At 76.4% G+C, this 14821-nt stretch carries 15 protein-coding genes; 7 read left to right on the forward strand and 8 right to left on the reverse strand.

What is annotated here, in order from left to right; all coding sequences use genetic code 11:
- The first annotated feature begins 5 nt into the window (after positions 1-5).
- Positions 6-1265, forward strand: a complete 1260-nt coding sequence (locus tag MODMU_RS23585; RefSeq protein ID WP_051144266.1) for an isochorismate synthase — start codon at positions 6-8, stop codon at positions 1263-1265.
- 68 nt (positions 1266-1333) lie between these two features.
- Positions 1334-4009, forward strand: coding sequence for a putative bifunctional diguanylate cyclase/phosphodiesterase (locus tag MODMU_RS23590; RefSeq protein ID WP_014742912.1), 2676 nt, complete (start codon positions 1334-1336; stop codon positions 4007-4009).
- Here MODMU_RS23590 and menD read toward each other — a convergent pair.
- Together menD and MODMU_RS23600 are read right to left on the reverse strand one after the other, a co-directional pair.
- Positions 4000-5751 (reverse strand): 2-succinyl-5-enolpyruvyl-6-hydroxy-3-cyclohexene-1-carboxylic-acid synthase, encoded by a 1752-nt coding sequence (menD, locus tag MODMU_RS23595; protein ID WP_014742913.1) that lies wholly within the window; start codon positions 5749-5751, stop codon positions 4000-4002. The two genes, MODMU_RS23590 and menD, sit on opposite strands and share 10 nt — an antisense overlap.
- A complete protein-coding gene (locus MODMU_RS23600) occupies positions 5748-6722 on the reverse strand; it encodes an o-succinylbenzoate synthase (protein WP_014742914.1) in 975 nt (324 codons plus the stop codon). Before MODMU_RS23600 ends, menD begins: the two co-directional genes overlap by 4 nt.
- 50 nt (positions 6723-6772) lie before the next feature.
- On the opposite strand from MODMU_RS23600, the gene MODMU_RS23605 reads away from it, so the two are divergent.
- Genes MODMU_RS23605 through MODMU_RS23620 form a run of 4 tightly spaced genes read left to right on the forward strand, consistent with a single transcriptional unit; the run spans position 6773 to position 10132 of the window.
- A complete protein-coding gene (locus MODMU_RS23605) occupies positions 6773-7513 on the forward strand; it encodes a CDP-alcohol phosphatidyltransferase family protein (RefSeq protein WP_014742915.1) in 741 nt (246 codons plus the stop codon).
- A gap of 5 nt (positions 7514-7518) precedes the next feature.
- The gene (locus MODMU_RS23610) at positions 7519-8079 is read left to right on the forward strand and encodes a hypothetical protein (protein WP_014742916.1); all 561 of its coding nucleotides are present in this window, start codon (positions 7519-7521) and stop codon (positions 8077-8079) included.
- Positions 8080-8117: 38 nt separating this feature from the next.
- Complete coding sequence (menE, locus tag MODMU_RS23615) at positions 8118-9263, forward strand: o-succinylbenzoate--CoA ligase (RefSeq protein WP_231851712.1); 1146 nt, start codon at positions 8118-8120, stop codon at positions 9261-9263.
- The gene (locus tag MODMU_RS23620) at positions 9263-10132 is read left to right on the forward strand and encodes a 1,4-dihydroxy-2-naphthoate polyprenyltransferase (protein ID WP_014742918.1); all 870 of its coding nucleotides are present in this window, start codon (positions 9263-9265) and stop codon (positions 10130-10132) included. Before menE ends, MODMU_RS23620 begins: the two co-directional genes overlap by 1 nt.
- Here MODMU_RS23620 and MODMU_RS23625 read toward each other — a convergent pair.
- Together MODMU_RS23625 and MODMU_RS23630 are read right to left on the reverse strand one after the other, a co-directional pair.
- Positions 10129-10449 (reverse strand): DUF4229 domain-containing protein, encoded by a 321-nt coding sequence (locus MODMU_RS23625; protein ID WP_014742919.1) that lies wholly within the window; start codon positions 10447-10449, stop codon positions 10129-10131. The two genes, MODMU_RS23620 and MODMU_RS23625, sit on opposite strands and share 4 nt — an antisense overlap.
- Complete coding sequence (locus tag MODMU_RS23630) at positions 10442-10870, reverse strand: Lrp/AsnC family transcriptional regulator (protein ID WP_014742920.1); 429 nt, start codon at positions 10868-10870, stop codon at positions 10442-10444. Before MODMU_RS23630 ends, MODMU_RS23625 begins: the two co-directional genes overlap by 8 nt.
- Positions 10871-11008: 138 nt before the next feature.
- Here MODMU_RS23630 and MODMU_RS23635 point away from each other — a divergent pair, with 138 nt between their 5' ends.
- Positions 11009-11233 (forward strand): hypothetical protein, encoded by a 225-nt coding sequence (locus MODMU_RS23635; RefSeq protein WP_014742921.1) that lies wholly within the window; start codon positions 11009-11011, stop codon positions 11231-11233.
- A 17-nt stretch (positions 11234-11250) separates the two neighbouring features.
- On the opposite strand, the gene MODMU_RS30175 is transcribed toward MODMU_RS23635, so the two are convergent.
- From MODMU_RS30175 to MODMU_RS23650, 4 genes are read right to left on the reverse strand one after another with little or no spacing between them, the layout of a single operon-like run.
- Positions 11251-11373, reverse strand: coding sequence for a hypothetical protein (locus MODMU_RS30175; RefSeq protein ID WP_269454050.1), 123 nt, complete (start codon positions 11371-11373; stop codon positions 11251-11253).
- Between the two features lie 51 nt (positions 11374-11424).
- Positions 11425-12372: a c-type cytochrome biogenesis protein CcsB gene (ccsB, locus tag MODMU_RS23640; RefSeq protein ID WP_014742922.1), complete on the reverse strand. Its 948-nt coding sequence runs from the start codon at positions 12370-12372 to the stop codon at positions 11425-11427.
- The gene (resB, locus tag MODMU_RS23645; RefSeq protein WP_041795575.1) at positions 12369-13967 is read right to left on the reverse strand and encodes a cytochrome c biogenesis protein ResB; all 1599 of its coding nucleotides are present in this window, start codon (positions 13965-13967) and stop codon (positions 12369-12371) included. Before resB ends, ccsB begins: the two co-directional genes overlap by 4 nt.
- Before the next feature lie 29 nt (positions 13968-13996).
- The gene (locus MODMU_RS23650) at positions 13997-14821 is read right to left on the reverse strand and encodes a cytochrome c biogenesis CcdA family protein (protein ID WP_014742924.1); all 825 of its coding nucleotides are present in this window, start codon (positions 14819-14821) and stop codon (positions 13997-13999) included.

Consider the following 14821-nt stretch of genomic DNA (forward strand, 5'->3'; position numbering starts at 1 on the left):
TGACCATGGCTGCCGAGGCGACGGACGCGACGAGCGTCACCACGACCGCGCTCGGTCCGCGTCGCACCCCGCTGCTCACCCTGCTGCCCGCCGAGGGGGCGCTGGCCTGGGTCCGCCGTGGTGAGGGGCTGGTCGGCTGGGGCGAGGCGGACCGCCTCGAGGTCACCGGCCCGCACGCCCTGGCCGAGGCCGCCGCGTGGTGGGCCGACCGGTGCGCGCGCACCGACGCGCACGACCCGCTGGGCGTCCCGGGCTCGGGCCCGGTCGTCTTCGCCTCCATCGCCTTCGACCCGGCAGCGGGGACGTCGGTCTTCGTCGTCCCCGAGGTGGTCGTCGGCCGGCGCGACGGGCAGACCTGGGTGACCGTGGCCGGCGAGGCCGACGACGACCGGGCCGTGGTCGAGACCTCGCCGCAGGAGGCCGCCACCTCCATCGGCCGGCTCGCCTACGCCGACGGCGCGCTGGACCCGGTGACCTGGTGCGGGGCCGTCGGCGCGGCCGTGCGGCGGATCGACGCCGGCGAGCTGGACAAGGTGGTGCTGGCCCGCGACCTGCTGGTCACCGCCGACCGCCCGCTGGACCCCCGCCGGCTGCTGCTGCGGCTGGCCGAGCGCTTCCCCGACACCTGGACCTTCGCCGTCGAGGGGCTGCTGGGCGCCACCCCGGAGCTGCTGCTGCGCCGCACCGGCCGGCACCTCGACGCGCGGGTGCTCGCCGGCACCGCGCCGCGCGGCGCCGGTGCCGACGACGACCGGCTCGCCGCCGGCCTGGCGGGGTCGGTGAAGGACCACGCCGAGCACGCCTACGCCGTCACCAGTCTTGCCGACGCGCTGCGGCCCTTCGTCGACGAGCTGCACGTGCCCGAGCACCCCTCGCTCCTCACCCTGCCCAACGTCCGGCACCTGGCCAGCGACGTGCACGGCCGCCAGCGCGACGGCGACGGCACCGGCCTGCTGGAGCTGGTGGCCGCGGTGCACCCCACCGCCGCCGTCTGCGGCAGCCCCACCGCCACGGCCGCCCGGCTGATCGGCGAGCTGGAGGGCATGGACCGCGGCCGGTACGCCGGGCCGGTGGGCTGGCTGGACGCCCGCGGGGACGGCGAGTTCGGGCTGGCGCTGCGCTGCGCCGAGCTGACCGGAGCCGAGGGCGGCCGGCAGGCCCGGCTGTTCGCCGGCTGCGGGATCGTCTCCGGTTCCGACCCGATCGCCGAGCTGGCGGAGACGCAGACCAAGCTCGCCGCCTTCCAGGCGGCGCTGGAGGACTGACCTCACCCGGACGAGCGGGGGCCGGGACCGGCGTTCAAGCACCAACAGAACCGGCCGATCTCGTATCTGTGACCGTCCTCCGCGCCTGCCGCCCCACGCCGGGTCTGTGCGTGCTGGCCGGGGTCCTGGCGTGCTGCCTCGGGACCGTGGTCCTGGCCCCGGACAGCACCCTCGGCGACTGGGCCTACCTGGCCGTCAGCGTCGGCGGCGCGGCTGCCGCCTGGCTGGCCGACCGGCGCCGTCCGCAGAACCGGCGCGGCGGGGTGCCCTGGGTGCCGCTGGCCCTGACCGGCAACGCGGCCGGGGACGTGGCCTGGCAGGCGATCACCTGGACGACCGGCTCCGCACCCGAGGTGTCGGTGGCCGACCTCGGCTGGCTGGCGGGCTACGCCACCCTCGTCGGCACCGCCATGAACGGCCGCATCGGCGGGCAGCATCGCCGGGGCTCGAGGGCCTACGCCGCGCTCGACGGCATCGCCGCCCTCGCCGTCTCCCTCCTCGTCGTGTTCCAGACCCCCGTCGTGGCCACGCTCACCGACGCCGGGCTCCCGGCGCTGACCCGGCTGGCCTTCATCGGCTACCCGGTGCTGGACGCCGTCCTCATCGGCCTGATGGCCTGGCGCCTGGTGCTGCACGGGCGGGTGCGGCCCGCGGTCGCCCTGCTGCTGGCCGGCACGACCTGCTGGCTGGTCGCCGACCTGGGGTGGCTGCTGCTGGCCTCCCCCGACACCGTCGCCGGCTGGCTGGACGCCGGCTGGCTGCTCGGCGTCGCCTGCTTCGCCGTGGTGCCGTGGCTGCCGCAGTCCCGCACCGAGGACCCCACCGCCGGCCGGGGCCCCGGCCACGGCCCGTGGCGGATGGCGCTGACCGTCGCCCCCTTCGCCGCGCCCGCCGTGCTCGAGGTCGTCGCCTGGGACGACGGCGTGGACGTCAACCCGGTCCCCGGCCTGGTCGTGTGGGGCGTGCTGCTGGTGCTCACCACCATCCGCACCCGGCTGGTGGCCCTCGACGGCCAGCGCGCCTGGGCGCTGGTCCGCTCCCAGGCGCGGCGCTCGGAGGCGCTGGCGGTCAACTCCTCGGACGCCGTCGTCGTCGTCGACGCCGCCGGCCGGCTCACCGCCGAGTCGGCGTCGCTGGCCCGCTCCCTCGGGGTGCCCGCACCGGCCGGCGCCGAGCTGGCCGAGCTGGTGGCCCGGGCGGGCGGGGACGCGGAGGACGCGCGGCTGCTGCTGACCCGCAGCGCGTCGCTGCCCGGCGTCCCGGTCCAGCTCGAGCTGGAGGGGCTGCTGCCCGACGGGGCGGCCCGCTGGCTGGGCGGCCGGGCGGTCAACCTCGCCGGCGACCCCGACGTCGCCGGCACCGTGGTCAGCCTCACCGACGTCACCGCGCGCAAGCTGGCCGAGCTGGAGCTCGCGCACCAGGCCTTCTACGACGGCCTGACCGGGCTGGCCAACCGCTCGCTGTTCCTCGACCACACCGAGCAGGCGCTGCGCCGCGCCCACCGCAGCGGCACCCCTCCGATCGTGCTGTGCCTGGACCTCGACGGGTTCAAGGACGTCAACGACAGCATCGGCCACCTGGCCGGCGACGAGCTGCTGTGCACCGTAGCGGCGCGGCTGAGCAGCGTCGTCCGGGCCACCGACACCGTCGCGCGGCTCGGCGGCGACGAGTTCGTCGTCCTCGTCGACGACATCGCCGGCGGGCTGCCCGAGGCCACCGAGCTCGCCCAGCGGCTGCTCGAGGCGATCGCCGAGCCGGTCGACCTGCACGGGCACCGGGTGAGCGTGGCGGCCAGCATCGGCGTCGTCGTCGCCGAGCCCGACGCCACCCCGCTGTCGCTGTTCCGGGACGCCGACATCGCGATGTACCGCGCCAAGGCCGCCGGCCGCGCCCGGTGGGTGGTCTTCGACGCCGGCATGCGCACCGCCGCGCTCGAGCGCATCGAGCTCGAGCGCGAGCTGGCCGCCGCGCTCCCGGCCGGGCAGCTGCGGCTGGTCTACCAGCCCGTGGTCGACCTGCGGACCGAGGAGGTCACCGGCTTCGAGGCCCTGCTGCGCTGGCAGCACCCGACCCTGGGTGCCGTCGGCCCGGACAAGTTCGTGCCGATCGCCGAGGACACCGGCGAGATCGTGCCGATCGGCCGCTGGGTGCTGGGCGAGGCGACCCGCACCGCGGCCCGGTGGCAGCGCGCCCACCCCGGCGCCCCGCTGACGATGGCGGTCAACGTCTCCGCCCGGCAGCTGGTCGGCGTGGACCTGCTCCGCGACGTCGCCGCGGCGCTGTCGGTCAGCGGGCTGGCGCCGTCCTCGCTGGTCCTGGAGGTGACCGAGACCGCGCTGGTCACCGACCCGAACGCGGTCGCCGAGCGGCTCGCCGAGCTGCGCGCGCTGGGGGTCCGGCTGGCGCTGGACGACTTCGGCACCGGCTACTCGTCGCTGAGCTACCTGCGCCAGTTCGACGTCGACGTCCTCAAGATCGACCGCTCGTTCGTGAGCCTGCTCGACGGCTCACCCGAGGACGGCGCCATCGTGCACGGGCTGGTCCAGCTCGGCCGCACGCTGCGGCTGGAGGTCGTCGCCGAGGGCGTGGAGACCGAGGCCCAGCGCGACCTGCTGCGCGCCGAGCACTGCGACCTGGCCCAGGGCTGGCTGTTCGCCAAGCCGCTGGAGGCCGACGAGGCCGAGCTGCTGCTGCTCGGCCGGTCCGCGCCGCCGGCGACCCCCCGGACGCTCGCTCAGAGCTGACGCAGCGCCGCGGCGGCGGCCGCGCGCAGCCGCACCCCGAGGGCGGCCTCGGCGGCCGCGTCGGTGCGGACGACGACCACCCGCGGCCCGCCGGCACCCAGCGCGTCGACCAGCTGGCCGGGGTCGGTGACCGCCGTGGCCGCCCAGCCCAGCGACCGGGCCACCGCCACCAGGTCCCGGCCGTGCGGGGTGCCGAACACCCGCCGGAACCCGGCCGCGTACTGCGGCTGCCCCGGCTCGAGCTGGGCGAAGATGCCGCCGCCGTCGTTGTCCGGGACGACGACGGTCAGGTCGGGCACCGCCTCGCCCTCGCCGGTGAGCAGTCCGGTGAGGTCGTGCAGGAACGTCAGGTCGCCCATCAGCGCGAACGCCGGCCCGCCGCCGGCGCCCTGGTGCGCCAGCGCCGCGCCCACGGCGGTCGAGATGGTGCCGTCGATGCCAGCGACGCCGCGGTTGGCGAGCACGGTGAGCCCGGGCCGGGGCACGGCGTACCGGTCGACGTCGCGCACCGGGGTGGAGGAGCCCAGCACCAGCAGCGCCCCGGCCGGCAGCAGGGCCACCAGGTCGCGGGCCAGCCGGGGGGCGGTCAGCCGGCCGGGCAGGTCGTCGAGCTCGGCGTCGACCGCCCGCCCCACCCGGGCCGCCGCCCCGGTCCACAGCTGCGCCCAGGTCCGGTCCGGGCGGGCCGCGCCCTCCCGCACCGCCAGCCCGGGGTCCAGGTGCGCGCTGCCCACCAGCGCGCTGCCGCGCCCCGGGTCGGCCCAGCGCGGCGTCGCGCCGTAGGTCTCCACCGGCACGGCCGGGTCGGCGAGCAGCGCCGACACCGGCCGGGACAGCATCGGCCGGCCGACCACGACCACCCGGTCGGGCCGCTGCCCGGCCAGCCACTCCTGCGCGCCGAGCAGCAGCGCCGGACCGCGCACCGCGCCGGACGCGCCCCACGCGCCGCTGCTCGGCTCGGCCAGCACCGGCCAGCCGCGCTGGTCGGCGACCACGGCGGCGGACCGGCCGACCGCCGGTGGCGCGTCGCCGGCGACCAGCAGCGTGCGCGGCGGGCCGTCGGCGGTCAGCGGCGCGGCGTACCGCGGCTCGCCCGCAGCCGCCGCAGCGGTCCACGGGGCGCCGTCGGGGCGTCCGGCCAGGTCCCCGGACGGCGGGGCCGGCCGGGTGCCGGGAGCGGCGTCGTCGGGCATCAGCGGCTCGCGCAGCGCCAGGTTCAGGTGCACCGGCCCCGGGTCGCCGGACAGCTCGCCGCGGGCCACCAGCAGCGCCTTGGCGACCAGCGAGCGCCAGTACCGGTTCTGCGCCGCCTCGCGGCCGGGCTCGGGCACCCCGACGTCGGCGGCCCAGCGCACCGCGCGGCCGTAGAGCCCCGGCTGGTCGATCGTCTGGTTCGCCCCGGTGCCGCGGAGCTCCGGCGGCCGGTCGGCGGTCAGCGCCAGCAGCGGCACCCCGCTGGAGTCGGCCTCCAGCACCGCGGCGTGCAGGTGCGCGGTCGCCGTCCCGGAGGTGGTGAGCACCGGCACCGGCCGGCCGGAGGAGCGGGCCAGCCCGAGCGCCAGGAAGGCGGCGGTCCGCTCGTCGATCCGCACGTGCAGCCGGAGCAGCCCGGCCGCCTCGGCGTCGGCCAGCGCCAGCGCGACCGGCGCCGACCGGGAGCCGGGGGCGACCACGGCGTCGCTGACACCGCCGCGCAGCAGCTCGTCGACGAGCACCCGGGCGAAGGCGGTCGAGGGGTTCACGAGCCCAGCACCGCGGCCAGCCGCTCCCGCCAGCGCCGCTCGGTGGCCGCGTCGGCGACGCACTCGGCCAGCCGGTCCGGCACCGGCCGCACCACCGGCAGCGCGCCGTCGAGCGGGAGCAGCGGCTCGCTGGTGACGTCGCCGGTGAACAGCGCGACCGTGCCCAGCCCGCACGCGAACGGCAGCTCGGGCAGCGCCGCCGCCAGCGCGACGCCGGCGGCGATGCCCACCGAGCTCTCCAGCGCGGAGGAGACGACGCAGGGCAGCCCGTGCGCCTCCGCCACCTCCAGCGCGGCCCGCACGCCGCCGAGCGGCTGCACCTTGAGGACGACGACGTCGGCGGCCTCGGCCAGCGCGACCCGGCGCGGGTCGACCGCCCGGCGCACCACCTCGTCGGCGGCGATCCGGACGTCGACCCGGCGGCGCAGCGCGGCCAGGTCCTCGATCGTCGGGCACGGCTGCTCGGCGTACTCCAGGCCGAACCGGTCCAGCTCGCGGAGCCGGACCACCGCGGTGTCGACGTCCCAGGCCGCGTTGGCGTCGACCCGGACGGCGCCGGTGGGCCCCAGCGCGTCCCGGACGGCCTCGACCCGGGCGACGTCCTCGGCCGGGGACTGCCCCGGCTCGGCGACCTTGACCTTCGCCGTCCGGCAGCCGGAGGCCCGCACGATCGCGTGCGCCTGCTCGGGCCCGACCGCGGGCACGGTCACGTTCACCGGGACGGAACTGCGGACCGGGTCCGGCCAGCCCAGCACGGCGGCCTCGTGCGCGGACGCCCACCAGCGGCGGCTCTCCGCGACGTCGTAGTCCCAGAACGGGGAGAACTCGCCCCAGCCGGCCGGCCCGTGCACCAGCACGCCGTCGCGGACCTCGATGCCGCGGAACCGGGTGCGCATCGGCACCGACCACACGTGCGCCTCCAGCGCCGCCGGGACCCCGCCCGGAGCGTCGGCGGCGGGAGCAGCAGGCATGGGTGACAGCCTAGGCGCGCCGCTGCGCAGGACTCGGGCACGATCGGGACGTGCAGCGCGGCGCCGTCCCGACGAACGACGAACCCCCGGAGGTCAGCGTGGCCCACTCGACGGCACCCCGGCCCGCCGCCGACCTGAGCCCGCGCCGCCCCGGGCTGCCGGCGCGCTGCGGCGTGCGCGGCTGCGGCTGCGAGGACCCGCGTCAGCTCCGCAACGCCGCGAACCTGGTGACCGTCCTCCGCACGGTGGCCTCGCTGGCGCTGGTGACGACCGCGGCGGTCCAGCACTCCTGGCCGTGGCTGCTGGCCGCCTACCTCACCTACTGGATCGGCGACTCCGCCGACGGCAACATCGCCCGCTGGCAGCACCAGGAGACCCGGTTCGGAGCGGTCTTCGACGTCGTGTGCGACCGGATCAACTGCGTCAGCTGCGCCCTGGTCTTCCTGCAGTTCGTCGACGCCCCGTGGCCGATCGCGGTGTTCCTGTTCCAGTTCGTGGTCGTCGACCTGCCGCTCACCCTGCTGCCGATGCGCTGGCCGGTGCTCTCGCCCAACTACTTCTACCTGATCGACCGGCTGGCCTACACGCTGAACTGGCATGTGGTCGCCAAGGTCACCAACACCACGCTGCTGATCACCCTGCTGGTCCTCCTCCCCGACCAGCAGTGGGTCGCCCTGGTCGCCGCCACCACCGTGCTGCTGGTGAAGATCTGGTCGCTGGCGCGGGTGCTCCGGCTGACGACGCCGACGGGCACCCCGCACGTGCCCCAGGGCATGCCCGCCCGTGCCTGACCCCCGTGCCTGACCTCGCGACCGTCGGCCTGGTCGCGCTGGGCCTGGTGGTCGGCGCGGTCTCCGCGGTCACCCCGTTCCTGCCGGTCGAGGCCTACGTCATCGGGCTGGCGGTCACCCACCCGGCCGGGGTCGCGGTGGCCGGCGCGGTCGCCGCCGCGGTCGGGCAGACCGTGGGCAAGGTGCTGCTGTTCACCACCGCCCGGGGCGCGGCGAGCTCGAAGTGGCTGGAGCGGCTACGGGAGCGGGGCGCCAAGGAGGCCGCGGAGATCACCGCCGCCGAGGAGGCCGGCGAGGAGCCGCCGGGCGGCCCGGTCCGGCGCGCGCTCCGGCCGGTGGGCCGCTGGGTCAAGCGGGTCAACGCCGCCTGCATCGCGCTGCTGTCCGGCCGCTGGGGACCCGGCGTGGTGCTGCTGAGCGGAGCGGTGGGCATCCCGCCGCTGCTGGCGATCGCCTTCTACGCCGGGACGTCGAAGATGACCCTCCGCGCGTTCGTCGTCACCTGCCTGCTGGGCCGCGCGATCCGGTTCGTCGTCCTGGCGCTGGTGCCCGACCTGCTCCCGTGAGCGGTGCCCCCGCGGGCCGCGCCGTAGCCTGGCTCCCCGTGGCCCGGCCGTTGACCCTCGTGCCCGCGCCGCCTCCCGAGGCCGCCGCGGCGGCGCTGGGCACCGTCTGGCCCGCGCTGCGCCGCGCCCTGGCCGGCGACGCCCCGCTCGCCGTGCTGCCGGCCGGTGCCGGCCCGGCCGACGCGGCGCGTGCGGTGCTGCGTCCCGACCGGCCGCTGGAGCCGGGGACCGACCTGGTGGTGGTCACCTCCGGCTCCACGGGCGGCGGGAAGGGCGTGCTGCTGTCCGCGGCCGCGCTGCGCGCCTCGGCGGCCGCCACGCTCGGCCGGCTCGGCGGCCCGGGCAGCTGGCTGCTGGCGCTGCCCACCTCGGCGGTCGGCGGGCTGCAGGTGCTGGTGCGCAGCGCGCTGGCCGACCGCGAGCCCGCCGTCCTGGACCGCGGGGAGCCGCTGGCCGCGGCGCTGGCCCGGCTCCCCGCCGGCGACCGCCGGTACACCGCGCTGGTGCCCACCCAGCTGCGCCGGTACCTGGCCGACGAGCCCGACGCGCTCGCCTCCTTCGACGGCATCGTGGTCGGCGGGGCGGCCACGGACCCGGCGCTGCTCGCCCGCGCCCGCGCCGCCGGCGTGCGGCTGCACACCTCGTACGGGATGAGCGAGACCGCCGGTGGCTGCGTCTACGACGGCGTCCCGCTCGACGGCGTCGGCGTGCGGGTGGCCGAGGGCGTCGAGCTCACCGGCCCGGTGCTCGCGCACGGCTACCGGCTGGACCCGGCCGCCACCGGGGAGGCGTTCGCCGACGGCTGGTTCCGCACCCGCGACGCCGGCTCGCTGGCCGCCGACGGCACCCTCACGGTGCACGGCCGGCTGGACGACGTGGTGATCAGCGGTGGGGTCAACGTCGCCCCGCAGGCCGTGGAGGCCGCGCTGCGCGAGCACCCGTCGGTCGCCGACGCCGTCGTCACCGGCCGGCCCGACCCGGAGTGGGGCCAGCGGGTGGTGGCCGGGGTCGTCCCCGCCCCCGGCGCCGTCCCGGAGCTGGCCGAGCTGCGCCCGTGGGTCGCCGCCCGGCTCGGTGCCGCCGCCGCCCCGCGGGAGCTGCACCTGCTCGACAGCGTCCCGACCCTGCACACCGGCAAGCCCGACCGCCGGGCCGTCGCGCGACTCCACGGAGGAGATCAGTAGTGGCCACCCCTGCCCAGTGGCTGGAGGGCGCCCGCCCCCGGACCCTGCCGGCCGCGCTCGCGCCGGTCCTCGTCGGCACCGGCGTCGCCGCCGCGCTCGACGGCTTCCGGCTCGGCCCCGCGCTGCTCGCGCTGCTGGTCGCCCTCGCCCTGCAGGTGGCGGTGAACTACGCCAACGACTACTCCGACGGGAAGCGCGGCACCGACGCCGACCGGGTCGGGCCGATGCGGCTGGTCGGCTCCGGCGCGGCCACCCCGAAGCAGGTGCTGGTCGCCGCCGGGGTGGCCTTCGCCGTCGCCGCGGTCGCCGGCCTCGCGCTGGCCGCGGTGTCCAGCTGGTGGCTGGTCGCCGTCGGCGCGGTGAGCATCGTCGCGGCCTGGACCTACACCGGCGGCCCGATCCCCTACGGGTACCGGGCGCTCGGCGAGGTCTTCGTGTTCGTCTTCTTCGGCCTGGTCGCCGTCGTCGGGACGACGTTCGGGCAGACCTCGTCGCTGGACGGGCTGGCGTTCGCCGCCGCCGTCCCGATCGGGCTCTGCTCGACGGCGCTGCTGGTGGTCAACAACCTGCGGGACGTGCACGGCGACGCCGCCGTCGGCAAGCGGACCCTGGCGGTGCTGCTCGGGGAGAGCCGCACCCGGGTCGCCTACACCGGCCTGCTCGTGGTCGCGTTCGTCGTCGTCGTTGCGATCGGCGTCGTCCGGCCGTGGGCCCTGCTCGGGCTGCTGGCGGCGCCGCTGGCCGTGCCGCCGGTGCGCACGGTGCTCGGCGAGGGCCGGGGCCCGGTGCTGATCGGCGCGCTGAAGGGCACCGGCCAGTTGACCCTGGCCGTGGGCGTACTGCTCGGCCTCGGTCTCGCGCTGAGCTAAGCGTCGTCCGCGTCGGTCCCGCGGAGCTCGGCGCGCAGCGCCTCCTTGCGCTCGCTGCGGGCCACCAGAGCGCTGGTGAGCCGCTGGCGCACCGGGCTGAGCACCAGGAACGAGACGGGCATCGCCAGCAGCACGCCGAACAGGAAGCCCGGGGTGCCGGGCAGGCCGAGCGCCCACAGCAGCGCGATCAGCGCGGCGGCGATGGCCAGCCGCCCGAAGGTGTAGAGCAGGAACCACGGCACCAGCGGTGGGGCGGGCGGCGCGCCGCCGGCGGCGGACGCCCCTGCGTGCTCGGGAGTTCCGGTCTGGTCAGCCACGACGGCCCTCCCACTTGGTCGACAAGACAACGGTCGTCCGGGTGCGGGCGACGCCCCGGATCCTGTTCAACGCGCTGATGGTGTCCTCGAGTGCCCGGATGTCGGGGACCCGGACCTTGAGCACGTAGCCCTCACTGCCGGCCACCCGCCAGCAGTCCTCCACCGGGGGCAGCGCGGCCAGCGCCTCCTCCAGCCCGGTGTCGTCGACCTGGTCGCTCTCGATGACGCCCACCAGGGCGGTGACCCCCAGGCCCACCGCGGCGGGGTCGACGACGGCCCGGTAGCCGGTGATGACCCCGGCGGCCTCCAGCTTGCCGACCCGCTCGTGCACCGAGGGTGCCGACAACCCGACCTGCCGGGCCAGCTCGGCGTAGCTCGCCCGCCCGTTGGCCCGGAGCAGGCTGATCAGCTGCTCGTCCACCGCGTCGATGACTGACCTCCGGTCCTCGTCTGCGCCCCGGACCCGGTCCGGCGCGGGCTGCTGCGCGTGTGGTGCGGCACCACCGCGTCCGAGTATCTCCGCGGTCGTACATTGGAGGGAGACAAGGGGGGTGGCCTGATGGTCTTCCTGGTGATGTTGGTGATCGCGGTGGCCGTGGTCGTGCTGGTCATGCGTGCGGCGTCGGCCCAGTCCGGCGGCCCGGGGGGCACCACCCGACCGGCCCGCCCGCCGAAGCGGCCGCGCGCCCAGCGGGAGACGCGCTTCGTGGCCCCGGACGACGACCCCGAGTTCATCCGCGAGCTCGAGCGGCGCACCCGCCGCGACGACGGCTCCCCCGCCTGACGGCCACGCACGGCACCTCAGGCGGCGGGTCTGCTCCCGCCCGGCCAGCCGAGGCCGCTGCCCTCCCGAGGGTCGCCGGGCCAGCCCAGCGCGCCGTCGTCGGTCGAACTGCCATCCACCGGGTCACCGGGATCGGTCATGCACCCAGGATCGCACGGGGCCGGGGGTGACCGGCCCGCCACCGCCGAGGGTCAGCTGACCCCGGCGTAGCTGTGCAGCCCGGTGGAGACGAAGTTGACGTACAGCAGGTTGAAGACCATCACCGCGAGCCCGACGACGTTGATCCACGCGGACGGGCGGCCCCGCCAGCCGGACGTCGTCCGGGCGTGCAGGTAGGCGGCGTAGACGACCCAGGCGATGAAGGCCCACGTCTCCTTGGGGTCCCAGCCCCAGAACCGGCCCCAGGCGCTCTCCGCCCAGATGGCCCCGGCGATGACCGCGAAGGTCCAGATCGGGAAGCCGAACACGACGGTGCGGTGGGCCGTGCGGTCCAGGGCGGCCGCCGAGGGCAGCCGGTCCAGCAGCGAGGGGGCCGGCACCGCGCCGGCGGCGACCCGCTCCTCGCGGCGGCTCTTGACCAGGTACAGCACGCTGACGATGCCGCTGACGAAGAAGATGCCGAAGCCGAGCGTCGCCGTCGTCACGTGCACCGCGAGCCACCACGACCGCAGGGCGGCCACGAGCGGGCCGGCCTGCACGTAGAGGACCAGCCGGATGAGGGCCATGGCCACCACGACCGGGCCCATGACGAAGAGCCCGATGTGCCGCAGCTCCGGGGCGCGCACCGCCAGCAGCGTGTAGGAGACCACCGCGACGAGCACGACGACGGTGGTGAACTCGTACATGTTGCCCCAGGGCAACCGGTCGGCGGCCAGGCCGCGGGTCACCACGACGGCGGCGTGGGTGAGCAGCCCCAGGCCGGTGAGGGCCATCGCCACCGCACCCAGCCGGCGGGCGCGGACGGGCTCGACGTCCGGCTGCTCGGCCGGGACGTCGCCGGCGGCGACCAGCTGCCGGGTGCGCGCCGCCGGCCGGCCGAAGGCCAGCTCGGCGCAGAAGGCCACGACGGCCAGCGAGTACACCACGACCGTGATCGTGAAGAACGTGTCGGACAACCTGGCGAGCGACTCGTCGATCACGACGGCGGTGCCTCCTCGGAGAGTTGCTGAGCGGCCGGGGCCGCCGTGCTGCGCGCGGTGAGCGCCGCCTGGACGGCGTCGGTGAGCGCCGTGAACCGGGGCCCGGTGTCGGCGCTGCCGCGGGTCAACGAGCCGATCGACAGCACGGTACCCCCGCCGTCGGCGGCCGGTGCGACACGGGCGAACACCCGCTCGCGGCGGACCAGCAGCATGCCGAGCAGCCCGGCGAGGACCGCCACCGCCGCCCCGAGCACCCAGATCTGGCCCGGGTCGTGGGACACCTGCAGCGCGGCGAACTCCTTGACGCCGCTGAAGGTGACCACCGTCCCGTCAGGCAGCGTCATCGACTCCCCCGCCGCGAGGTTCGCCCGGCCCTGCTCGGTGAGCAGGCCGCGGTCGATCTGGTTCTGGTCGAGGGAGAACACCGACTGCGGGAGCCCGGAGTCCAGGCCCAGGTAGCCGGTGTAGACCACGACCGCCACCTGCGGGTCCAGCGGCCGAGGGTCGACCGAGGTGAGCACGCCGCCCTGCAGCGCGCCGGTCGGCGCGAAGAACCCCTCGATCGCCAGCTGGTCGGTGGCACCGGCCCCCAGGTCGGGGACCTTGAGCACGCCCTGGCTGGCCATGGTGCCCTGATCGGCTGGGATGAACGGCGCGGAGAGGTCGGTGAACGTCGTCCCGTCGGGCAGCGTGATGCTGAACTCGGGGCTGTAGCCGTGGCCGGTGACGTACACCCGGGCACCGTCGATGCGCAGCGGGTCGTTGACCCCGATCGTCACGGGGGGTTCAGCGGAGCCGTCGAGCTGGTAGTCGATGTCGGCGGTGTAGGACGCAGCGGTGAGGTCGTCCTCGTACTGCGCCTGGAAGTCGGTCAGGTCCACGCACAACGGCGCCAGGTCACCGCTGTCGACCAGCGGACCCGAACGGTAGGTGTCGTACTGCTGGAAGGAGTTGCAGAAGCCCTGGCCCTCGGTGACCAGGATGCTGCCCTCGTAACCCCACATCTTCCCGGCGGCCAGCCCGAGCAGCAGCGCCAGCAGCGAGAAGTGGAAGAGCACGTTGCCGGTCTCCCGCAGGTAGCCCTTCTCCGCGGACAGCTCCGGACCCGACCGGCCCTCGCGGCGGACCACCCGGAAGCGGCGGACCCGCAGCTCCTCCTCGACGACGTCGAGCGCCGCCGGGCCGGCCAGCGGCGCCTGCAGCTCGGTGTTCTCCGGCAGCCGCAGCAGGTGCCGGGGGGCGGTCGGCGGCGGGGCGAACAACGACCGGGCGTGCTCGACGGCCCGCGGCACGACGCAGCCGATGAGCGAGATGAACAGCAGCAGGTAGATCGCGGCGAACCACGGCGAGCTGAAGACGTCGAACAGGTACAGCCGGTCCAGCCAGGGGGCGAGCGTCGGGTGGTCGACGAAGTACTGGCTGACGTTGCTCTGCGACAGCGACCGCTGCGGCAGCAGCGACCCCGGGATCGCCGCCACGGCGAGCAGGAACAGCAGCACCAGCGCGGTCCGCATCGCGGTCAGCTGCCGCCACCAGCGCAGCAGCCGGTTGAGCACCCGCCGGCCGGCCGACGGCCGGGACGGTGGCGTCGGCACCGCGGCCGGCCGTGGAGGAGCGGTCGTCGTCACAGCGGAGCCCCCTGACCCAGGCCGGTGGCGGCCAGCCAGCCCCGCAGCCACTGCATCAGCTCGGTCCACGCGCCGGTCACCAGCATCAGCCCCACTCCTATCAGGACGACGCCACCGACCCGGGTGACGGTGCGCGCGTGGGTGCGCAGGAACGACGTCGCCCCCACGGCCCAGCGGGCGCCCAGCGCGACCAACACGAAGGGCACGCCGAGGCCGAGGCAGTAGGCGACGCCGAGGAACGCCCCCCGGCCGGGGTTGGCCTCGGTGAAGGCCAGCGAGTTGACCGCCGACAGCGTAGGCCCCAGGCACGGGGTCCAGCCCAGGCCGAAGACGATGCCCAGCAGCGGAGCGCCGGCCAGCCCGACCGCCGGGCGGGCGCTGAGCCGGGCGGTGCGCTGCAGCAGCGGCAGCCAGCCCAGGAAGCCGAGCCCGACGACGATGGTGACCACGCCCAGCACGCGGGTGATCGCGTCGTTGTGCTGCAGCAGCAGCCGGCCCAGCCCGCCCACGGCGGTGCTGATGGTGACGAAGACCAGGGTGAACCCGAGCACGAACAGCAGCGCGCCGGCGACCATCCGGCCGCGGCCGGGCCGCTCGTCGGTGCGCACCGCGGTGGCGACCGCGCCGGCGCCGGCCGGTGCCGGGGTCGCGGCGCGGGCGCCGGTGCCGGTGCCGACCAGCCCGGTCACGTAGGAGAGGTAGCCGGGCACCAGCGGCAGCACGCAGGGCGAGGCGAAGCTGATCAGGCCGGCCAGCGCGGCGACGACGGCGGCCACCAGCAGCGGCCCGTCGGTGACGAGGTCGGTCACGCCCTCGGCCAT

Source organism: Modestobacter italicus (assembly GCF_000306785.1).
Lineage (GTDB): Bacteria > Actinomycetota > Actinomycetes > Mycobacteriales > Geodermatophilaceae > Modestobacter > Modestobacter italicus.